Source organism: Candidatus Binatia bacterium (genome assembly GCA_029243485.1).
Classification (GTDB): Bacteria; Desulfobacterota; Binatia; order UBA12015; family UBA12015; genus VGTG01.
In genome coordinates, this window is the sequence record JAQWRY010000086.1 from 154,468 (window position 1) to 176,285 (window position 21,818).

14 protein-coding genes are annotated in these 21,818 nt (G+C 66.8%); 6 read left to right on the plus strand and 8 right to left on the minus strand.

Annotation, left to right across the window (positions count from 1 at the left end):
- Positions 1 to 4: 4 nt before the first annotated feature.
- From P8R42_25520 to P8R42_25540, 5 genes are read right to left on the minus strand one after another with little or no spacing between them, the layout of a single operon-like run.
- Positions 5 to 1,270, minus strand: a complete 1,266-nt coding sequence (locus tag P8R42_25520; GenBank protein MDG2307952.1) for a glycosyltransferase family 39 protein — start codon at positions 1,268 to 1,270, stop codon at positions 5 to 7.
- A complete protein-coding gene (locus tag P8R42_25525; protein ID MDG2307953.1) occupies positions 1,267 to 2,181 on the minus strand; it encodes an ABC transporter permease in 915 nt (304 codons plus the stop codon). The genes P8R42_25520 and P8R42_25525 overlap by 4 nt, the downstream gene beginning before the upstream one ends.
- A complete protein-coding gene (locus P8R42_25530; protein ID MDG2307954.1) occupies positions 2,171 to 3,241 on the minus strand; it encodes an ABC transporter permease in 1,071 nt (356 codons plus the stop codon). The genes P8R42_25525 and P8R42_25530 overlap by 11 nt, the downstream gene beginning before the upstream one ends.
- Positions 3,238 to 4,752, minus strand: coding sequence for an ABC transporter ATP-binding protein (locus P8R42_25535; protein MDG2307955.1), 1,515 nt, complete (start codon positions 4,750 to 4,752; stop codon positions 3,238 to 3,240). Before P8R42_25535 ends, P8R42_25530 begins: the two co-directional genes overlap by 4 nt.
- The gene (locus P8R42_25540; GenBank protein MDG2307956.1) at positions 4,749 to 6,089 is read right to left on the minus strand and encodes a CCA tRNA nucleotidyltransferase; all 1,341 of its coding nucleotides are present in this window, start codon (positions 6,087 to 6,089) and stop codon (positions 4,749 to 4,751) included. Before P8R42_25540 ends, P8R42_25535 begins: the two co-directional genes overlap by 4 nt.
- A gap of 101 nt (positions 6,090 to 6,190) precedes the next feature.
- Between P8R42_25540 and P8R42_25545 the strand changes: the two genes are divergently transcribed.
- Genes P8R42_25545 through selB form a run of 3 tightly spaced genes read left to right on the plus strand, consistent with a single transcriptional unit; the run spans position 6,191 to position 13,784 of the window.
- Positions 6,191 to 10,495, plus strand: coding sequence for a DEAD/DEAH box helicase (locus P8R42_25545; protein MDG2307957.1), 4,305 nt, complete (start codon positions 6,191 to 6,193; stop codon positions 10,493 to 10,495).
- Positions 10,492 to 11,871, plus strand: coding sequence for an L-seryl-tRNA(Sec) selenium transferase (selA, locus tag P8R42_25550; GenBank protein MDG2307958.1), 1,380 nt, complete (start codon positions 10,492 to 10,494; stop codon positions 11,869 to 11,871). Before P8R42_25545 ends, selA begins: the two co-directional genes overlap by 4 nt.
- Positions 11,868 to 13,784: a selenocysteine-specific translation elongation factor gene (selB, locus tag P8R42_25555; protein MDG2307959.1), complete on the plus strand. Its 1,917-nt coding sequence runs from the start codon at positions 11,868 to 11,870 to the stop codon at positions 13,782 to 13,784. Before selA ends, selB begins: the two co-directional genes overlap by 4 nt.
- 57 nt (positions 13,785 to 13,841) lie before the next feature.
- On the opposite strand, the gene P8R42_25560 is transcribed toward selB, so the two are convergent.
- Entirely contained in the window at positions 13,842 to 14,804 is a 963-nt protein-coding gene (locus P8R42_25560) for a peptidylprolyl isomerase (GenBank protein MDG2307960.1), read from the minus strand.
- Between the two features lie 153 nt (positions 14,805 to 14,957).
- Between P8R42_25560 and P8R42_25565 the strand changes: the two genes are divergently transcribed.
- Positions 14,958 to 16,238: a hypothetical protein gene (locus P8R42_25565; protein MDG2307961.1), complete on the plus strand. Its 1,281-nt coding sequence runs from the start codon at positions 14,958 to 14,960 to the stop codon at positions 16,236 to 16,238.
- Positions 16,239 to 16,434: 196 nt separating this feature from the next.
- Positions 16,435 to 16,698: a hypothetical protein gene (locus tag P8R42_25570; GenBank protein MDG2307962.1), complete on the plus strand. Its 264-nt coding sequence runs from the start codon at positions 16,435 to 16,437 to the stop codon at positions 16,696 to 16,698.
- On the opposite strand, the gene P8R42_25575 is transcribed toward P8R42_25570, so the two are convergent.
- Positions 16,670 to 17,215 carry a VanZ family protein gene (locus P8R42_25575; GenBank protein ID MDG2307963.1) on the minus strand — a complete coding sequence of 182 codons (546 nt, stop codon included), beginning with the start codon at positions 17,213 to 17,215 and terminating at the stop codon, positions 16,670 to 16,672. The two genes, P8R42_25570 and P8R42_25575, sit on opposite strands and share 29 nt — an antisense overlap.
- A complete protein-coding gene (locus tag P8R42_25580) occupies positions 17,128 to 18,378 on the minus strand; it encodes a thioredoxin domain-containing protein (GenBank protein MDG2307964.1) in 1,251 nt (416 codons plus the stop codon). The genes P8R42_25575 and P8R42_25580 overlap by 88 nt, the downstream gene beginning before the upstream one ends.
- On the opposite strand from P8R42_25580, the gene P8R42_25585 reads away from it, so the two are divergent.
- Complete coding sequence (locus tag P8R42_25585; protein MDG2307965.1) at positions 18,359 to 21,817, plus strand: phospholipid carrier-dependent glycosyltransferase; 3,459 nt, start codon at positions 18,359 to 18,361, stop codon at positions 21,815 to 21,817. The two genes, P8R42_25580 and P8R42_25585, sit on opposite strands and share 20 nt — an antisense overlap.
- The last annotated feature ends 1 nt before the right edge of the window (position 21,818 follow it).

The window sequence follows — 21,818 nt, forward strand, 5'->3', positions numbered from 1 at the left end:
ACCGCTACGAATCGCTCTCGCGATTCACGGCGGAACACGCGACCCCAGCGGCCAGAACGCAGAGGATCACCTCGTTGAAGGGGAGGCGAAAGCGAACCGCCGCCTCAAACGGAAGCTGCGCGAGCCACGGAGCCAGGAGGCAAAGTGCGAGGAAGGCACTCACGGCCGGGCGCCGCCGCGACAGCTGCCATAGCCCCAGAAAACCCGCCAGCAGCAATGGCACGAGGAGCACCGCGCACGCCAACACCACCCATGGGGGCACGGCGCTGCGCGACGGCCACGGTCTCCAGTAAACCCGCGCCTTGCGGACGACGTACCCGGCGGCCAACGCCGGATCCGCGCGCAGGTTCTCGAGGGCCAACCGGCGCCACTCCGCACTCTGACCCTGGAGCGTGTCCGCGCGGCTCGCAACTTCGGCGGCGACGCGAGGCGAGGTCTCCTGCTCGAACCGCACCGCAACCGCCCGTGCAACGATCGGGTCCGCGGCCACCGCTCGGGCGAGCTCGGGGTGCATCCCCCGCCACAGATTGTGGCCGCCCCCGTCGGTGATGAGCACGAACCCTCCGGAAGCCTCCGACGCGACCAGGGTCCACGGCCACAAGGTCAGCAGAGCACCCAGAACGAGAAAGCCCGCCCTCGCGCCCATCCGCGGGGCGCGAGCGCCGCCCAACAAGACGGCCGCGACGAGGCCCAACGGAAGGCACAAGAGCGCTGCCGGACGCGTCAACGCAGCCAGGCCGGCGGCGATCCCCGCAACCAACCAGAGCGCCGGGCGTAACCGCCGAGCATCACGAGCACCCCAGAGCATCGCGGCGAGCCAACCGCTGATGAGAAACGTAGCGAGCGGCTCGCTCGTCACTCCGGTGCTCACCAGAACCAGAATCGGGTGAACCGCGACCAGACCTGCAGCCACAAGGCCTGCGCGAGCCTCGAATCGGAGTCCCCGGGCGACGAGATAGGTCAGCACGACGGAACCTCCGTCAAGCAACACGATCGCGCTCTTCACCCAGGCGATCGACTCGGGACGACATCCACTGGCGATTGCGATGAAGCCCGGTAGCCCCGGGGCCCGGAACAAGGGCAAGTTGCTCGTCCACGGATAGCGACCCTCTCTGCACAGCGTGGTCGCGACCTCGAGGTAACTCGCCGCATCTCCGAACCAGAGCCCCGAGGGCCCCCGTTGCCAGAGCACGACCGCCCGGAGAGCCAACGCAGCGAAGACGATGCCGGCCAGGATCGCCCCTGGATGGCGCACGGCCGGGCGACTCACCGCGCATCCTCCGCCGAACCCAGTGCCAGTGGCGCCACGGCGCGTCCGCGAACCATCACGAGCACGAGCAGAGTCACGAGGTACGGCAACATCAGCGCGAGTTGATGCGGCACCGCGACGTCGGCCGCCTGCAATTGAAACTGCAGGGCGCTGACCAGCCCAAAGAGAAGGGCCCCCGCGAGAACGCCCCACGGGGACCAGCGGCCGAAGACGACGACGGCCAAGGCGACGAAGCCACGCCCCGCGGTCACGCCCTCGACGAACGTGTTCGTCGCCGCGAGCGTCAACGTCACCCCGGCGAGTCCGCTCAGTGCACCCGCGCAGAGCAGCGCGCCGATCTTGTACCGCCGCACCGAGAAGCCGAGGCTCGCAGCCGCCTGTGGATGATCCCCCATCGCGCGGAGGCGTAGGCCGAGGCCGGTGCGCCGGAAGAGGAACGCCAGCACCGGAACCAGAAGGAGCGCAAGGTAGACGAGCCCGTTCTGCTGCGCGAACACCGATCCGACGCCGGGGATCGCCACCAGCCCTGGAACCGGCACCCCGGGCAACGTCGGCAGGACCAACGCCCCGCCGGTCGTCCCGTAAAGTGCGCGATACACAGCGCCGGTTCCACCGAGCGCGAGCAGGTTGATCGCCGCCCCCACGATGATCTGATCGGTTCCCCGCACGATCGCAGCCCAGGCGAAAATCGAGGCAACGGCAACGCCGGCAAACCCTCCCGCCAGAGCGCCGATCCCGGCGCTGCCCGATGCGTCCGCGGCAACGGCCCCGACGAACGCCCCCGTCAACATCATCCCTTCGACGCCGATGTTGAGGACGCCTGTGCGCTCGACCAACAACTCACCGAGAGCCGCCAGAAGAATCGGCGTCGCAAGCAAGAGCCCCGCTGCCAAGAAACTCTCAAGCAGCATCGCGTGACTCCGAGTCCGCCAGCGGAGGCGCCGACGCGAGGCCCGTCCAGGAGGTCCTACTGATCACCGCGACGGCAAGAAGGGTCGCGCCTTGGATGGCTACAGCCAGAACGGCGGAGATTCCGGCACTGCGCTCCATCGCCGACGCGCCCGTCCCGAGGGCCGCAAAGAAGAGCGCGGCCAGGAGAACGCCTCCCGATCGCAATCCACCCAAGAGCGCGATCGCGATGGCGGTGTAACCGTATCCCGGCGACATGCGTTCGTACAGGCGTCCGGTCACCCCAGCCACCTCGATCGCGCCGGCGAGGCCGGCGAGGGCTCCCGAGGCCGCGAATGCCAGGAACAGGTCGCGCCCGACCGGGAAGCCCGCCACGCGTGCCGCGCTCGGATTGAGCCCGGAGCTTCGCAGCCGAAGACCGAGCGAGGTTCGTGAGAGGAGGGCGCCCACCACGACCACCGCGACCAATCCGATGAGCAACCCGACGTGGAGGCGGGATCCCGGCACCAGGCGCCACAGTTCGGCGGTCACCGGGAACGGGTCGGACTGCGGATACGCACCCGACTGCTCCTTGAGAGGCCCGTTCACCGCGTAGGACACGAGGTAGAGCGCGACGAAGTTCAGCAGGATCGTCGTGATGACCTCGCTCACGCCGCGTCGCTCGCGCAGGAAGGCCGCCATCGCCGCCCAGAGGGCACCGGCAACGGCGCCCGACACGAGAACCAGCACCGCCTGCCCCGTCCAGGAACCCGTTCGAGTCGCTACCGCCGTCGCCACGAGAGCACCGACCAGAAGCTGTCCTTCCGCTCCGATGTTGAACACACCGCTGCGGAAGGCGAGCATCACGGCGAGGCCGGTCAGAAGTAGCGGACTCGTTCCAAGCAGGGTTGCAGCAAGGCTGCCCCCCGACCCGACGCTGCCGGAAATCAGTGCCCCGATCGCCTGAAGCGGGCTCGCACCCACGACCGCAGCCATCAGCCCGGTGAGAACGAGCGCGAGCGCCACCGCAGCCCCAGCCGGCGCCGCAGCGCGCATCCATCTCGGAACGCCGGTCGAGTTCATGCGGCCTCTTCCAGGCCGGCCATCAACCGCCCGATGACGACGCGATCCGCTGCGCCACCCGGAACCGCCCTGACGCGACCGCGGTACAGGACGAACACTCGATCCGCGATCGCCTCGACCTCGTCGAGATCCGTCGACAGTACGAGAACCGCGGTCCCGGCCACGGCAAGTGCGCGTAGCCTCCCGTGGATCGAACGCGTCGCGACGAGATCCAGACCGCGCGTCGGATTCGCCGCCACGACGACAGCGAGATCCTCGCGAGAGATCTCCCGCGCGAGGACCAGCCGTTGTTGGTTTCCACCCGATAGAGCCGCCGCGGAAATCTCGGGGGCCGCCGGCTGTACCGAGAACGAACGGAGGAGCTCGCGCGCAGATGCCGCCTCGCGCCCGGGAGACATCCAGCCCTTCGGCGCGGCCCGTCGCAGCGGGGCGAGACCGAGAAGTAGATTCTCCCACAGCGCCATCTCCCCGACCATTCCGTCGCGCCTTCGATCACCAGGCACCGCGGCCAACCCGGCGTTGCGCGCGTCGGCCGGGCTCCCGATCGGCACACCATCGATGGAAACGTCCCCCGTGAGCTCCGGAGCCCGAATGCCGACGAGGGCATCCAGCAGCTCCTGCTGACCGTTCCCATCCACGCCAGCGATGACGACGACCTCGCCGCTCCGAACCGAGAGGTGGACGTCGGCCAGAGCGTTCCGCCCGTCGACGGCGGACCAGGTCAGAGCGCGTGCTTTTAGCCGAACCTCCCCCGGGCGCGGCTCAACCTTCGCGAGTTCCTTCGCCGACGTGCGATCGCCCACCATGAGCCGCGCGAGCGAGTCGCCATCGAAGTCGGACGCGGCACCGGTCTGCACGAGCTTCCCCTGACGCAGGACGCTCACCCGATCGGCGATTGCGAACACCTCGGCCAGCTTGTGGGTAACGATCGTGATCGCCGTCCCCTGCTGCGCCAGATCCCGGAGCATCGAGAAGAGATCGTCGACTTCGGACGGCGTCAGAACCGCAGTGGGCTCGTCCAGGATCAGGAGGGATGGAACTTCGACCAGTGCCTTCAGGATCTCCACCCGCTGCTGCTCGCCAACCGACAGCTCGTCGATGCGGCGGTCAGGGTCTCCCACTTCGATTCCGCGCTGCTCCGCGAGTGCCCGCACCTCTTGACCGAGTGCCGCCCGGTCCAAAACGCCGAACGCGCGGCGCGCGAGGGCCAGGTTCTCCGAGATCGTCATCGTCGGCACGAGCATGAAGTGCTGGTGCACCATCCCGATCCCGGCCGTGCGCGCCTCATCGGCCGAACGCCACCGCACGACGTTTTCGCGCAGCCGGAGCTCGCCCTCATCCGGTCCGAGAAGGCCACACACGACGTGCATCAGCGTCGACTTCCCCGCCCCGTTCTCACCCAGAAGAGCGTGGATCTCTCCCGCACGACACGTCAGGCTGACGCCGTCGAGGGCGGCGACATCCCCAAAACGCTTCCCGATCGCCGTCGCCTCCAGGATTCGGTCGCTCACGAATCCGTCTCTCTCGGCACCCGGTGGTGTGCCGCGACCCACGTTCGAGCCGCGGCGGTGGTCGCGAACTCACCTTCGAGCTGAGCGTCGAACGCTGCATCCAGGATTCGCTTGAAGTCGGGCCCTGGCGCGAAGCCGAGCTCGATAAGGTCCTGGCCTCGCAGGAGAGGCTCCGGACGAATCTCTTCCACGGGGAGAGCAGCGAGCTGATCGACACAGTACTGCCACGTGGTGAGGTTTCCGGAACCCGACGAGACGTCGATCCGGATCAACTCGAGCAAGGAGGCGATCCAGGGCTCGCCGAGGAACCGCTTCAAGGTTGCCACGCGCATGTCGGGGGCCTGCATGTGACGCAGGTGGTTCGCGATGAGCCACGCCACCCGATCGCTGGTCTCACCGCTTTGCCGAAGTCGCCTACAGATCACGCGGGACAACTCCGCGCCCTGTTCACAGTGACCGAAGAAGCGAATCCGGCCGTCGTCGCCCTTCTCGAACGTGTGGGGCTTCGCCACGTCGTGGAGCAGCACGGCCAGGGCGAGCGCCGAGTCGTGTTGGGCCGGATCGAGCTTGTCGATACAGAGCAGAGTGTGAACGAAGACATCGCCCTCGGGGTGGTGATCGGGCGACTGCTCGACCCCGCGCATCGCCGCGATTTCGGGCAGCACCGCTTCGAGAAGCCCGCACTCTGCGAGGAGTTCGAAACCACGGCGGGCGGCCCCGTCTCGCAGGATTTTCACGATCTCGTCACCGATGCGCTCCCAGGCGATGTCCCGGATCGTCGACGCATGAGCGACGATGCTCTGCCAGGTCGCCTCTTCGATCCGGAATCCGAAGCGGGCCGCGAAACGGATCGCCCGCAGCAACCGAAGGCGATCTTCGCCGAACCGAGCATCGGGATCTCCGATCGCCCGGATGCGCTTCGCCTCGAGGTCCGCGCGCCCCCCGACGTAGTCGGTGATCTCTCCGGTCTCGGGGTCGAGGAACATCCCATTGATCGTGAAATCGCGCCTCTCGGCGTCGCCGCGCGCATCGGAGAAGCGGACTTCGGACGGGCGGCGATGATCCACGTACACACCGTCGCTACGGAACGTGGCGACCTCGGTATCCCCGGCTTCGCCCAGCACCTTGATGACACCGAACTGTCTCCCGACCCCGACGGTACGGGGGAAGAGCGCCTCGACCTGGCTCGCCAGAGCCGAGGTCGCGACGTCGTAGTCCTCAGGCGGAAAGCCCAGCTCGAGATCACGGACGCAGCCGCCGGCAAAGAGGGCCTCGAAGCCGGCTCCCCGCAGGCGCTCCACGACGCGCTCGGATTCTTGTTTGAGAGTCGGTGGCACAGCCGATGCTCGCACGCGCCTCGGGGGGGGCGCAATTGGGACCGTCCTCGACGTTGGATTCCCGCCGAGACGGCGGTACAACGCAGGGAGGGGCCGCGTTCGTGGCCCCAGACAGGTACATCATGCGCGGCCTCGGATTCGACCCCCTTCTCGAAGGCTGGTTCGTCGATCGCTTCGGCGAGGCGACACCACCCCAAGCGCTCGGCTGGAAGGCAATCGCCGCCGGCCAGGATACGCTCATCTCCGCGCCAACCGGGTCCGGCAAGACTCTGGCGGCCTTCCTCTGGGCGATGAACGGGCTCGTCGAGAGCGCGCGGAACGATGCTCTCGAATCGACGACGATCCTCTATATCTCGCCGCTCAAGGCACTCGGGAACGACATCGAGAAGAACCTCGCGATCCCACTCCGCGCGGTGCGTGAACGGGCCGAGACGGCCGGAATCCCACTGCAGGACATCCGCGTCTCGGTGAGAAGTGGAGACACCCCGGCCTCCGAGCGTCAGGCGATGCTGCGACGCCCACCCCACATCCTGATCACCACTCCCGAGTCTCTGTACATCCTCCTCACGGCCGCGAAGAGCCGCGAGATGCTCCGAACCGTCAAGACGGTCATCGTCGACGAGATCCATGCCGTGGCCGGCGACAAACGCGGCGCCCACCTCGCGCTCACCCTCGAACGGCTGGACCAGCTCGTCGGCCACCGCCCCCAGCGCATCGGCCTCTCTGCGACACAGAAGCCGATCGAGAAGGTCGCCGGACTCCTCGTCGGAGCGGGGCGTACCCGCAAAGACGGCACGCCGGACTGCGAGATCATCGACACGGGTCACCGGCGCGCCATGGAGCTGCGCATCGAAACGCCGGACATGGAGCTCGGCGCGATCGCGACCCACGAGCTCCGTGCTTCGATCTACGACCGGATCGCCCAACTGGTCGCCACCCACGAGACCACGATCATCTTCGTGAACACCCGGCGGCTCGTTGAACGCGTCGCACACGATCTCGGAGAACGGATCGGCGCCGACCGGATCGTCGCTCACCACGGAAGCCTTTCGAGGCGCAGCCGGCTCGCGGCCGAAGAGAAACTGAAATCCGGCGATGTCCCCGTCGTCGTCGCGACGGCGTCCCTCGAGCTCGGAATCGACGTCGGGCATGTCGACCTAGTCTGTCACCTCGGCGCACCTCGCGCCCTCGCCACACTCCTTCAGCGCGTCGGCCGCTCGGGGCACTGGCTGGGGAGCGTGCCCCGCGGCGTGTTCTTCCCGCTCACCCGCGACGAGATGCTCCAGACGGCAGCTGCAGTACGCGCGATTCGCACCGGCGAGCTCGACCAGATCCTCATGCCCAACGCGCCGCTCGACATCCTCGCGCAGCAGATGGTCGCCAGCATCGCGGCCGAGGAGATGGGGGTCGACGAACTCTACGGGCTCGTGCGCCGGGCCCACCCCTACCGGGACCTTTCCCGGGAGAACTTCGACCGGGTCCTCGAGATGCTCGTCGAGGGTATCTCGACGAGTCACGGTAGGCGCGCGGCCCACCTGCATCACGACCGCGTCAATCAACAACTCAAACCCCGCCGCGGAGCTCGGCTCGCATCCATCACTGGCGGCGGCGCCATCCCTGACACCGCCGACTACGCGGTCATCGAAGACCCCACCGGCGCACGAGTCGGCACTGTCAATGAGGATTTTGCGATCGAGAGTATGCGGGGGGACATCTTCCTCCTCGGCAATCACTCCTGGCGCATCCGACGGGTCGAATCCGGAACCGTGCGCGTCGAAGACGCCGGCCAGGCCCCACCCACGATCCCGTTCTGGCTCGGCGAAGCTCCGGCACGGACCCGCGAGCTCTCCGAGGCCGTGTCCACGTTGCGCGAAGATACGGCGACTCGCCTCATCGACCGCGATGCCGCCGTCACGTGGCTCATGAGTGAGTGTGGGATCGACCGCGGCGGCGCAGAACAGATCGTAGAGTACGTGGCGGCGACCGTGGCGATGCTCGGGACCGTCCCCACGTGCGAGCGGATCATCGCCGAGCGCTTCTTCGACGAGAGTGGCGGCATGCAGCTCGTCATCCACTCACCGTTCGGCGGCGCCGTGAACCGCGCGCTCGGGCTCGCGCTGCGCAAGAACTTCTGCGTCAATTTCGACTTCGAGCTCCAGGCGGCGGCCACCGACGACGGCGTCGTGATCTCTCTCGGCGAGCAACACAGCTTCCCGCTTCCGAGCGTTTTCACGATGGTCCGGCCCGATAAGCTGGAGGCCGACCTCATCCAAGCCGCGCTCGCAGCCCCGATGTTCGGGAATCGGTGGCGGTGGAATGTCACGCGTTCGCTCGCCCTCGCCCGACACAGCGGCGGCAAGCGCGTACCGATGAACATCCAGAGAATGCGGGCCGAGGATCTGCTCGCCGCCGTCTTCCCGGCCCAACTCGGATGCGGCGACAACCGCACCGGGCCGATCCAGGCTCCCGAACACCCGCTAGTCGACGAGACGCTCGACAACTGCCTGCACGAGGCGATGGATACCGAGGGCCTCCGCGCAATTCTCGAGAAGATGCGAAGCGGCGAGATCCGGACCGTTGCCGTCGAAACGTCGAGCCCCTCGCCGATGGCCCACGAGCTGCTGAACGCGTACCCGTACGCGTTCCTCGACGATGCTCCTTTGGAGGAGCGCCGCGCCCGCGCCGTAAACCTCCGCCGGACCGACTCCAGCATTGCGAGCGGCATCGGCGCTCTCGACCCCGCCGCGATTGCCGAGGTTCGCGAGCAGGCCTGGCCGGACGTGCGGGACGCGGACGAATTGCACGATGCGCTGCACGGCTTCGTGTGGCTCCCTCGCGAGACCCTGCGCCAAAACCCGCCCTGGCTCGCTTGGATGGACGAGCTCGCAGCGGCAGGGCGGGTCACGATCGCCCGGTGGACGGCCGAGGGAGACACGGCACCTCGCGAGGCATTCGTCGCCGCGGAGCGGATCGAGTTCGTCCGGCTCGCGCTCCCGGACGCGACCCTCGACCCCGCTATGGACGCGCCTACCGGTTCTCCCGTAGCCCCGGAAGCCGAGACCGCGGTCCAGACCGCGCTCCGGGGCTGGCTCAGCGCACAGAGCCCGACGACCGCCGCCTCGCTTTCCGCGACGCTCGGCCTTCGGCCGACGACGATCGAGGCAGGTCTCGCACAGCTCGAGAATGATGGCTTCGCGATGCGGGGGACCTTCTCTCCCGGTGCGACCGGCGAGGAATGGTGCGAGAGGCGGCTGCTCGCGCGAATTCATCGTCTGACCCTCGGGATCCTCCGGCGCGAAATCGAACCCGTCAGCGTCTCGAACCTGATCCGCTTCCAGCTCAGATGGCAGCATGTATCGCCCCGCACCCAGCTCCACGGGCGCGAAGGGCTCGCGATGATCATCGAGCAACTCCACGGGATCGAAGCGCCCGCGCCCGCGTGGGAGGGCTCGATCCTCCCGGCGAGGATCGAGGCGTATGCGCCGAACCTCCTGGACGAGCTCTGCTTCTCCGGCGAGGTTGCATGGGGTCGCTTCTCGCCACCGAATCCGAACCCCAACCGTGGCACCCGGCGCCCCAGCGCACCGACCCGCAACGCACCCCTGGGCCTCGCTCTGCGCGAAGACCTCCCGGCACTCTTGGCCGGACGGGCCGCCCCCGACACATCGCAGCTCTCGGGCGACGCGAAGGCTGCGCTCGCGGCCCTCGAGCGTGACGGCGCCTCCTTCCTCGGCGACATCGCGCGCTCCGCGTCTCTCCTCCCGACGTCCGCAGAGGGCGCCCTCTGGGAGCTCGTGGCACGGGGAATGGTGACCGGCGACGGGTTCGCCGGGCTGCGGACCCTACTCACTCCGGAAGAGAAGCGCCGCAGCGACCGACGCCTCCGATCCGTCCGAGGCGGACGGGGACGCAATCGCCGGCTTCCGGTCGGCCGCTGGGCGACACTCCTCCACCGGGACGTCACCACCCCCCTCGACGAGGAAGAGCACGCGGAGTGGGCTGCGGACCTGCTGCTTCGGCGCTACGGCGTCGTCTTCCGCGAGGTCACGGCCCGCGAATCGTTGATGCCTCCCTGGCGTATGCTCCTGGCCGCTCTGCGCAGGCTGGAGGCCCGCGGTGAAATCCGCGGCGGCCGCTTCGTCGAGGGGATCATCGGTGAGCAGTTCGCGAGCCCGGCGGCGGTCGAAGCGCTTCGCGCCACCCGAAGGGAAGATGGGGGCGAGGTCGTCTTGATCTCGTCTGCCGACCCTTTGAACCTCGTGGGAATCCTAACGCCCGGTGCCCGAGTTGCTCCGCAGAGCGGTCAGGTGATCGCCTTCGCCGATGGTGTCCCGATCGAATGCGGTGACCTTGGCCACGTTCGAAGCCGCCTCGCCGCCCAGGGCAAGGCTGAATCACTGCGATGAGCCTCCGCTCTCTTCCAAGCGTCGACGCGGCCCTTGCGACCCCGGAGGCGGCGGCGCTTCTCGACCGCGTTCCCCGCGCCCTCGCGACGGATGCCGTTCGGGTCGTGCTCGACCAGTGCCGGAAGCAGATCCGTTCTTCGGATCTCGCGGAAGCTCCCTCTACCGCGACGATCATCACGCGTGCGGACGTATGGATCCAGCAGGAGCTCGGCGCGAACTTGCCTTCGGTCGTGAACGCGACGGGCATCGTTCTTCATACCAACCTCGGGCGCGCGCCCCTGGCTCCCGCGGCGATCGAGAGCCTGGCCCAGGCCGCGCGCCAAACGAGCGCCATCGAGTTCGACGTCTCGACCGGAACGCGCGGCCACCGAGACGACCACGTCTCGCGCCTCCTCGCCGACCTCACCGGTGCCGAGGCGGGGATGGTCGTGAACAACAACGCGGCCGCTCTCCTGCTCGCCGTCGACTCCCTCGCTTCGCGGCGAGAGGTGATCGTCTCCCGTGGAGAGCTCATCGAGATTGGGGGTGCTTTCCGACTGCCCGACGTCCTGCGAAGAGCGGGCGCGGTACTTCGCGAGGTCGGCACGACGAACCGTACGCGGGTCGAGGATTACGCAAAGGTCCTGTCGCGGCGGACGGCGCTGATCCTTCGGGCGCATCCGTCGAACTACCGCGTCGAGGGATTCACGGAGCAACCCGGCCGGGCGGATCTCGCGCGGCTCGCGCACGAACACGGGATCCCCTTTGTCGAAGACCTGGGCAGTGGTGCCCTCGTCGACCTCCGCCAGTTCGGCGTTCCCCATGAGCCGACTCCTGCCGAAGCAATTCGGTCCGGCGTCGATATCGTCACATTCAGCGGCGACAAGCTCCTGGGCGGGCCGCAGGCCGGCCTCCTCGTCGGCAAGGCCGACCTGATCGCCAAGCTCCAGAAGAATCCTGTGAGGCGAGCCCTTCGCGTCGACAAGCTGATCCTCGCGGCGTTGCGCGCCACACTCACTCTCTACCGAACATCCAACGACCTACCCGCGGATCTCCCTACACTCGGCCTGCTCGCGCGAACGGAAGAGCGCCTCGACGAGATCGCCCGTGAGGCGCACGACCTCCTGCGTGAAGCGCTTCCCGCCGAGTTCACCCTCCAGGTGATCCCCTCGGAGAGCGAGATCGGCAGCGGCGCACAGCCGACGATCACGCTCCCGAGCCGCGCCATCCGCGTTCGGCACGAAGGTTGGGACGCCGCCCGAGTCGCCCACTTCTTCCGATCGGCCTCTCCGGCCATCCTCGGCCGCATTGCACACGGCGACCTTCTCCTCGATCTGCGTGCCGTTCCCGAAGCCGCAGATCTGCTCCCGCACGGAATCGAGACAAGCGAATCATGAGCCAGACTGAACGCGTGATCCTGGGCACGGCCGGTCACATCGACCACGGCAAAACGGCGTTGATCCGAGCGCTGACCGGCCAGGAAACCGACCGACTCGCCGCCGAGAAGGAGCGCGGCATATCCATCGAGTTGGGATTCGCCCACTATGAGATCGACGGCCACCGATTCGGCGTCGTCGACGTGCCCGGCCACGAGCGCTTCATCCGGCAGATGCTGGCCGGTGCCCACGGGATCGACCTGGTGCTGTTCACCGTCGCCGCCGACGACGGGATCATGCCGCAGACCGAAGAGCACTTCGACATCCTCCACCTTCTGGGCGCGCGCCACGGCGTGTTCGTCATCACCAAGACAGATCTCGTGGACGCCGATCGGCTGGCCGAAGTCCGGTCCGACATCGAAGTTCTCGCGGTGGGCACGGCCTGCGAAGCCTGGCCGGTCCTCGCGGTTTCCAGCATGACCGGTACGGGCCTCGACGAGCTTCGATCCGAGCTCTCGCGACAACTCTCAGCTCTCCCGGGGCGCGATACGTCCGGGTACTTCCGGCTACCGATCGATCGGTCCTTTACGCTGCACGGCCACGGCTTGGTCGTCACCGGAACCGCCATCGCCGGTGCCGTTCGCGAAGGCGATGCGCTCGCGATTCGACCCGGCGACATCACCACGCGGGCCCGCTCGGTGCAGGTCCACGGCGAAGCCGTCACACAGGGTCTGGCCGGCCAACGCGTCGCCGTGAATCTGCCCGGAGTCGAGAAGAGCGATGCCAAGCGCGGCTTGTGGCTGACGGACCCACGCATCGAGGTCACGACGGACCGCGTCGATTGCTGGTTCGAGGTGCGACCCGGTGCGCCACGCCCGTTGCGCAGCTTCGACCGACTTCGCGTTTACGTGACGACAGCGGAAGTCATGGGCCGGCTCATTCTGCTGGGTGACCAGAAGGAACTCGAGCCGAAGTCCTCGGGGTGGTGCCAGATCGCGCTGGACGAACCCGTTCTCGTCGCCGCGGGGGACCGATTCATCGCGCGCACGGAAGCGGCCACACGGACGACAGGCGGCGGAGAGATCGTGCATCCATTCGCCCCGCGGCACCGGGCTTCCGACTCGAGTCTGATCGAACGCCTCGAGGTCCTTCACTCGGGTGCCGCACCCGAACGGCTCCGTGCTTTCCTCGATCTCCTGAACGAGTTCGCTGCGCCCACGGAGTTCGTCGCCCAGTGCCTGGGACAGTCCGAGAAGAGAGTTTGCGAGTCGGCTTCGCAAGCGAAAGACGTGCTCCCGCTCCCCGATGCCGATGAGCCCGAAGCGTGGACGACCGTCGAGAAGTGGCAGAAGCTGGAGGCCGAGGTCCGCGAGGCGCTGAAGTCCTTCCACCGCGTTCACCCGATCGCCGAGGGGATGGATCTCGAGTCCCTCCGATCGCGGCTTCGCGTCCCTCTTCCGGCGAAGCTGTTCCGCCCCGTGATCGCGCGACTCGACGCCGCGGGGACCGTCATTCGAGAAGAAGCGACCGTCCGGCTCCCGGAGCACAAGGTGACCCTCGACAAGGCGCAGGAAGGCCATACGACGAAGATCCTGGAGGCGATCAACGCCGGCGGCCTCACGCCGCCCGACGCGAAGCAGCTGGCCTCCGCTCTGGACGTCACGCAGCCGAAAGCTCTCGAGTTGCTTCACCTACTCGAGAAGCAGGAAAAGATCGTGCGCGTCACGGCGGACCTGTTCTACGCGAGCGATTCCTACACGCAAGCGAAGCAGCTTCTCCGAACCGGGATGGAGGCCTCAGCCGAGATCACCGTTGCCGATTACCGAACGGCGCTCTCCGCGAGCCGCAAGTATGCTCTCGCACTGCTCGAACACTTCGATCAGTCGGGTATCACGATTCGCGTCGGAGACAGCCGCCGGTTGCGCACGACGTGAGACCCGAGCCCTAGCAGCGCTTTTGAAGGGCTCGGTCCGGAGCTCTCCAACGACCTGCTAGTGCCCGCCGCCGCGGAGGGGGTTCACTCCAGTCGCCGGACTCGGCACCGGCAGCTCCAAAGCTACGCGCTCGACGACCTCGGAGTCGATCCGGATGTCGGCCGTCTTCTTCAGCTCCTCGTAGTATTCCTGGGTACGAGTCTGGACGGCCGAATGCCGGAGGCTCGTGCGGATTTGCTCGCGAACCTGATCCAGCGGCTTGCCTTTTCCGTCACGACGCTCCTCGAGCTTGATGATGTGATGGCCGTACTGCGTCTTCACGACGTCGCTCAAGTTTCCCGGCTCTTTAAGCGAGAACGCCGCCGCCTCGAACTCCGGGACCATCCGCCCGTGCCCGAAGAAACCGAGGTCGCCCCCCTTGCGCGCGGACGCAGTGTCGACGGAGTGCTCCTTGGCCAGATCTTCGAAACTCTCCGGTTCGGTTTCGAGTTTCTCGCGCAGTTCTTCGGCGAGTTCCTCCTCGCGAACCAGGATGTGGCGGGCCCGCAGAGTGGTCGTCGAGTACCGCGCCTGATTCTCGTCGTAATAGGCCAAAATCTGCTCCTCCGTGATGGGCGGAACCGACTGGAGATCCTTCACCAATTTCTGCACGACAAGACGGCGGTTCATGTCCTCGACCTGCTGTCGGATGTCCGGATCCTGATCGAAGCCGCGCCGGATTCCCTCATCGAACAGGAGCTGATGCAGAACGTAATTCTCGACGAAACGGGCTCGTCCGTCTTCGTCCATCAGGCCTCGCGAGCGGGCCGGGAGTCGCTGCAACTCGACGGTGAGTTCGTCGACCGTCATGACGTCGTCGCCGTACCGCGCCGCAACCTCACCCGCGACCGTGGCCTGCGCGACGGTGGTCGAGGTCGGCTTCGCGCTATTCGTCTCGGGAACCGGCGGGGGCTTCCCATCGCAGCCGGCCAGAATCAGTCCAAGGACGACACCCACACACAAAGTAGTTCTTTCGAGCATCCTTCCTGAATAATGCAAAAGCGCCGGTCATGCGAAGGTTTTACAAGCCTCCGCAAAGCAGGGTCGGAGGGCGGTTGACCCCCGGGCGGGGTGTTCGGTAGAGCGAGTCTAGGTCCGCCCAAGCCACATCCCCCACCCGGACCCTCGAGCCCGATGAAGTTTCCGAGCGAAGAGAGGTTCCTCCAATACTGCACCAGCAAGCGAAGAACGTATCTTCGCCAGCTGTTCGAGCGGCGAAATCCGCGTGGATTCTACGACCTCTGGCACGGCGAGTTGGTCCTTTCGGGGACGCCCTTTGAAGTCGCGGGTGTCTCCCGAGCCCGTTGCCGGCGCCTGGGACGGGAGCTCCGCTGGCTGCTTCTGCAGGATCTCCACCGGGTGGTGCGCAACGTCGTTCCCGAGTTCTCTCCCGCTCCCCACTCGGTCCTGGACCGGTTGCCGGGCGCCATGCAGCAGGCTCGTGTCGCGAGGTCCATGCTCATCGCGGGCGAACCGGGTGTCGGCAAGGAGCAGCTTGCCATTCTGCTCCACGTCCTCTCCGGGAGACCGGGCGCCCTCGTCCGGGTGGCCGCCGCAGAGCTCGGCCGCGAGGGAGGTACGCCGACGCGGCAGCTCATGCCGGAGCGCGGCTCGGTCTTCATCCACGACCTCGAACGGCTGGCGCCGCAGGCCCAGGAGGAGCTCCTCACCTTCCTCAACGGGGATGCCAGGCGCCGCAACCTTCTCTTTTTCGTCGGCACGCAGGCCGAACCGAGGGAACTTGTAAGCCGGCACGGCATCCGCCGAGATCTCTTCGTCCGGGTCAGCCAGACGGAAGTCCGGCTGCCGTCGCTCGAGCAGGAGATGGACGCGCTCCCTGAGTTCGTGGCCGACATCGTCTACGACCTGGTCCGCATCTCCCCGGAAGAGCTAGCGATTCTCCGCGAGCAGGCCGAGGCGCTCGCCGCCGTCTGGAGGCGCGGGAAGAGTATCCCCGTGCCTGCGGGCTACGACTTCGTATCCGAGGCGCTCTCCTACGTGCTCTGGGATGCACGCAGGGCGCGTGCCGCAGCACTCCTCGGACCGGACCTCGACCGGGAGCTCGACGGCGCCGCGACGGCGGAAAACCATCGCGGCGTCCGTGACCTCGTCGCACGAGCCACGACCCTACGGCAGCGCAGCGGAACGAGCCAATCGACCCAGACAACGGCCGCGCCCGACCGCTCGGTCCAGCAGGCTGACCCGGCCAGCGCGGCGTCTCGCGGCCCAGTCGATACCGTTCCCACCCACCTCGGTCACGACGCGCTGTTGCGCGCGTACTACTCGGCGCTCCTGCGCGAAGAAGGTGAGGACATCGAACGGGTCGCCCTCCGGGCCGGCCGCGGTGTCGCGTGGGTCCATGCCGAACTCGAGCGGCTCTCACTCCGTCGCGTGCAAGCAGCGCCGCGCGCCTGATCGCTACACGTCGCGAGCGCTTTTCACAGTTGCACCCGGCCGCCGCATGAGACAACATCCTTGCACTTCTTGGATGTGGTATTACCTCTCATCAAGCATAAATAAGAACGGAACGACCGTAAAGTCGGCCAATGGTCACGCGTCCGACCTCGGGCCGGAACTGGCGCTGAACGTTCCGATCTCGAAAGGGTTCGAAATGGACGACGTGTTGCGCCAAGCGGAAGCTCTGCTCCGCTTCTCCGGTGAAGTCGAGAACCGCATGGCCGAGAGTGGCCTCGGAGGCGTAACCGGCGTCATCGAACGATACGTCCAGCTCCGCCAGGCACTCGATCGGCTGAGTCAGCGTGAGCTCGACTGGGCAAAGGGCGAAGTCGATCGCCTGATCGAAACGCTGAACGCGGTCGCGGAGCAGCTCGAACAGCTCCGCGCGATCAAGCTCGCGATCGTCGACCCGAACTGACGGGCCACCCTAGCGAGACGGCGACGCCTGCAGCGATCGCGGCCCCCAGCGTATCGAGAAGAACGTCCTGCACTGCGCTCGTTCGACTCGCGACGAACGCTTGGTGAAACTCGTCGGTCGCGGCGTACGACGCGCAGAGTGCGACGGCCCAAAGTCCGAGCTGCACGGGACTTCGCTCGTCGTCTGCCAGGGCCCGCAGCATGAGCAGCGACAGAATCGCGTACTCGGTCACATGCGCGAGCTTTCGAACCAATCCGTGTGCGAACTCGATCTGCTCCGCATCTGCCCACGGCAACAACAGTTCCAGAAGGGGGAAGAGGAACCGACTCGTTCCCGTGCCGCTGAAGCTGTCGGTCGAAAAGAGGAAGATCACCGAGGCCCAGACTGCGACCGGCCCCCAGCGCGACAGCGCGCTCGGCCTCGTGTGGGTCAGGGCGTCGCAGCCTGGGCGGCCTGGGCCGCAAGACGCTCCCGCTCGATCGCCAAGGCGTACCGGTACTGCTCGGGTCGGGAGAATCCACCCTTGATCCGACGCCCATTGATGAACAGGGTCGGCGTGGACTCGACGCCGGCGTCGAGACCGTCTCGAACGTCTTTCTTCACCGACGCCATGGCGTCGGGCGACGCGACGCACTTGTCGTAGGCGGCCATGTCAAGGCCCGCCTGCTGGGCGAAGGAACTCAAGTCGGCTGTCGCAAGGTCGTCCTGGTTCGTAAAGGCCAGGTAACTGAACGCGGCGTCCTTGCCCTGCCGGCTGGCACACTCGGAGGCCACAGCCACCTGGCACGCCACCACGTGGTTGCGGGATTCGATCGCGGGATTGCAGTCGGCATTCAGCGGGAAGTTCCGGTGAATCACACGCACGTCACCCGGACCCTCTGCGATCACGCTACTCAGGTCGAGAAAGGCTCGCCGGCAATAAGGACACTGGTAATCCGAGAACTCCACGATCGTGATGGGAACCGGAGCCACCGAGGCATGTCGCTCGTCGATTGGAGGGTCCACGACGGGCTGAGAAATGTAGTACGCGTAGAAACGGGGATCGTCCCTCTTGATCCCTTCGACCGTCACCGGCCCCGACGAGGAACCGCCCCCCTGAGCCACCGCAAGCAGGGCGATCCCGACAGCCGTGCCGGCAGCCGCAATGCCCAGGAAGCGTCCGGCCGCGAAACCGCTGCGGTCGCCCGTAGCGAGGATCCGGAAGAGGGCCAGCGCACCGCCGAACAGTGCGAGGCTCACGACATCCAACGAAAGGCACATCGGGCAGAACACCCCGATGGCGAACGTGGAGACTGCGAAGAAGTAGAGCGATACGGCGAGAATCGAGCCGGTCAATGCCAGCAGCGCCGTCGCGGCGGGGAGTCGATCCTTGGCGGGCGACCGCATCACGTAAACGGAAACGGCGGCCGTGCCGAGATAGGCCAGGAGCGCCCAGGCGCCCACCGGGGCCCCGAGGAAATTCGCGTACGAACTCCCCAGAACCATGTCGCAGGACATCCCCTCGGAGATGTCGCAGAAACTGGTGTAGTCGCCCTGGCTTGCTGCCAGTTGTTGGTGGATATAGAGCACCACCGACCCGAGAATCATGCCCACGATCGAGAGGACCAAGGCAAGGGCGGGCAGGGCTCCGGTGGCTGGCGTCGCGGACGAGGAACTAGAGGTGCGACGGGCGTCTGACATGACCTGTGCCGATCGTAGCCACGCCCCAGCTGAGATTCAACGCATCCCCTCCGGGCGGCGCGGCCTGAGTCTGCTGCTGGTTGGAATCGTCCTTCTGGTGGCGGTGCCGCCGGCGAGCGCCCGAGACCTCATCGTCAACGGCGGATTGACCGCCGGGACCAACGACCAGCCCAATGCCTGGAAGCCGGATCTCTGGAGCCCCTCGAAGGGCACCGCGTTCGAGTGGAAGAAGGGCGAGGGCACGCCGGGCATCCTCGTCGTCCGGAATCTCCGCCCGAACGACTCTCGCTGGGTCCAGGACGTCGCCGTCGAGCCCAACCGCTGGTACCGGCTCTCGGGCTTCATCCGGGCCGTAGGGGTCTCGGAGGAGGGCGTCGGCGCCAACCTGGCGCTGATGCGCGGGTTCGACCACAGCGAGGCGCTGAAGGGGGACACCGAATGGACCCCCGTCGGGCTGTGGTTCAAGACCAAAGGCGAGAGGAGCGTAAAGGTTGCCTGCCGCCTCGGCGGCTTCGGCCAGATCTCGGCGGGAGAGGCCTGGTGCACGGGCATCCGTCTCGAGCAGCAGGCCGGGCCTCCGCTGAACGCCAACTACGTCTACGGCCCGATCGAGGAATCCACGGCGCCCGTCGGTTTCCCCACGGCGCTCGGACTCTTTCTGCTGCTGCTCTACGGAATCGGTCATCACGGACGCGTGGGCACCCACGCACCGCGCGGGGAGCGCATGCTCTTCGCCGGGATCCTCTTGGTCGTTCTCGCCGCGAAGATCGCCGCAGCCCCGCACTTCCAATACAAGGTCGACGTCGGGACGTACTCCGCCTGGGCGATGCGGCTCGCCACCGAGGGCCCCGCGCGCTTCTACGCGCCGAACTACTTCGCCGACTACCCGCCGGGCTACATGTACGTCCTGTGGGGTGTCGGCCTGCTCGCGAAGACGCTCGGCATCCCGTCCGGCTCGGACGGCTTCATCATCCTGCTGAAACTCCCGGCCCTGCTTACCGATGCCGCGGTCTCCTGGCTGCTGTACGCGCGTCTGCGCGGGACGGAGAAGAAGCTCGCGTGGAGCGCGGCTCTCGCGTTCACTCTGAACCCCGCACTTCTCTTTAACTCGGCGGTGTGGGGACAAACCGACTCGGTCCTCGCACTCCTCGTGCTCCTCGCGGTCCTCGCGCAGGGCGAGCGGCGCTTCGAACTCTCATGGATCTTCGCGGCGCTTGCCGTGCTCACGAAGCCCCAGGCCCTTCTCCTCGTCCCCCTGCTGCTCTTCTGGCCCCGAGGTTGGTGGAAGAGTGGCCGGCCGCTGTCCTGCCTCCTCGCCGTTCTCGCAGTGGTGTTCACGATCGCGGACCCATTCCGAGGAGATCGGCCATGGATGTGGCTCGTCGACCTCTACTTCGGGACGACAGGGTACTACGCAGAGACCTCGGTCAACGCGATGAACCTCGCGGCGCTCCTCTTCGGGATGCGCCACAACGACGCCGAGATCACACTCGGGATTTCCGCGAACAACTGGGGCTTAGGGATCGGCCTCCTGATCGGCCTCGGATTCTTCGTCGCGTACCTCTTGCGACGCGATCGCCTACTCTACATCAACCTCTTCGCGTCCGCGACGCTCGTTTCCTTCCTGTGCCTCACGCGGATGCACGAACGCTACCTCTACCCGTTCTTCGTCTTCGGAGCGCTGGTCGGCGTGACCGGATCGGTCGGCGTTCTGTACTGGAGCCTGTCGGCGCTTTTCCTTGCCAACGAGCTGATCGTCTACCTGCACCAGCAGACCGCTACCGCCGGGCCGGACTGGCTCTGGCGAACGGTGGCGGCCTTGAACACGGCCTGCATGTTCGCGTGGCTCGGGGTCACGTGGCAGATGGCCCGTGGTCGGCTCACGGCCCCCGGACTCACGGCACTCGAGCAGGACGATGCCGCCTGGCTCCGCTCGCTCTCGATGGACGGTCCGACGAGTCCGATCAACGCACCATCCACGACGACCGAGAAGAAGGAGGGCATCCTCTCCCTTGCGTGGATCCGAGCTGAGTTGGTCTTCCTCCTCGGCCTCACCGCCGTAGCCTTCGGGCTGCGAACTTACGCCATCGATCAGCCCATCGATCTCGTGTTCGATGAGGTCTACTTCGTCGAACAAGCGCGGAACTACTTGAACGGGGTCGACTTCCTCGATCCGCATCCTCCGTTCGCCAAGCTCATGATCGGACTCGGCATCGGGACCGTAGGCGACACGCCGTTCGGCTGGCGCATCATGAACGCGATCGTCGGAACGGTGCTCGTCGTGCTGATGTACATCTTGGCCCGGGAGCTCTTTCAGCGTCGCGTGGCCGCGGCCATGGCCGCCCTGTTCGTCACCATCGACGGCCTCTGCATCGTGGATTCCCGGATCGCCGTCATCGACATCCACTACGTCACATGGGCCGTCGCCGCGTACATCCTGACGATCCGGTTGATTCGGCGGAAGCTGTACCAAGACGTTCCCCGCCTCCTCCTCATCGGGTTGGTGCTCGGGATCTCCGTCGGCTCCAAGCTTTACATCCCATTCTTCAGCTTCCTGTTGGTGCTCGGCGCGTTGACCGTCACGGGACGGAACGAGGCCCTACGACGCCAGGAGTCCGTGGTCCGCTTCCTCCTGAAGCCGGTCCTCATCGTGGGCTGGTTCGCCTTCGGCATCTACGTTCTGACCTACACACCCCACTACCTCTGGGGCTGGTGGCACTCCCCGATCGATCTCGTCAACTACATCTTGGTCGAAGTGCCGAACTACCAATCCGCCGTCGCCGACGCGGCGCACCCGTATTCGTCGAAGTGGTACACGTGGCCGCTTCTTCTCCGGCCTGTCTGGTATTTCTGGAAGGACCCGGGGCCGGCTCCCGGCATGGTCGTCGGGATCTGGGGCTCGGGAAATCCCGCCGTGTGGTGGGCCGCCGTACCGGCCTTGCTGTTCGCATCGTGGCACGCGGTCCGCGAGCGGCGCATGGCGCTCGGCTTCGTCGCCGCCGGCTGGCTCCTCCACCTCGCGCCGTGGGTCGGCATCGGCCGGACGCTCTTCCTGTACCACTACCTTCCCTCGCTCCTCTTCGCGTTCCTCGCGCTCGCGTGGCTTCTGGACCGGCTGTGGAACGGGGAGGGCTCGAAGGTCGAGCGCGGCCTCGCTGGCTCCGCCCTCCTCGCAAGTCTCTTCCCGGTCGTGACCGCGACCACCGGGACGCTCGGCACCATCGTCTTCCTCGCGCTGCTGGTGACCTACTACTTGTTGGTCAACTTAGGACGCGTCGACCCCATTCGGCTCGGTCGCGTCACCGTCGGTGTCTACTGCGTCGCGATTCTCGCGATTTCCTGGTACTTCCTGCCAATCTGGCTCGGGATTCCCGTGACCAAGCAGGCCTGGCAGGCCCGCATGTGGATCTCGGGATCCGGCATCATGAATTGGATCTGAT

What these genes read in the sequence shown, in the direction of transcription:
- selA (MDG2307958.1), top strand. Translation starts at nt 10,492, where the DNA reads ATGAGCCTCCGCTCTCTTCCAAGCGTCGACGCGGCCCTTGCGACCCCG.
- selB (MDG2307959.1), top strand. Translation starts at nt 11,868, where the DNA reads ATGAGCCAGACTGAACGCGTGATCCTGGGCACGGCCGGTCACATCGAC.
- P8R42_25525 (MDG2307953.1), bottom strand. Translation starts at nt 2,181, where the DNA reads ATGCTGCTTGAGAGTTTCTTGGCAGCGGGGCTCTTGCTTGCGACGCCG.
- P8R42_25530 (MDG2307954.1), bottom strand. Translation starts at nt 3,241, where the DNA reads ATGAACTCGACCGGCGTTCCGAGATGGATGCGCGCTGCGGCGCCGGCT.
- P8R42_25580 (MDG2307964.1), bottom strand. Translation starts at nt 18,378, where the DNA reads ATGTCAGACGCCCGTCGCACCTCTAGTTCCTCGTCCGCGACGCCAGCC.
- P8R42_25565 (MDG2307961.1), top strand. Translation starts at nt 14,958, where the DNA reads ATGAAGTTTCCGAGCGAAGAGAGGTTCCTCCAATACTGCACCAGCAAG.
- P8R42_25570 (MDG2307962.1), top strand. Translation starts at nt 16,435, where the DNA reads ATGGACGACGTGTTGCGCCAAGCGGAAGCTCTGCTCCGCTTCTCCGGT.
- P8R42_25560 (MDG2307960.1), bottom strand. Translation starts at nt 14,804, where the DNA reads ATGCTCGAAAGAACTACTTTGTGTGTGGGTGTCGTCCTTGGACTGATT.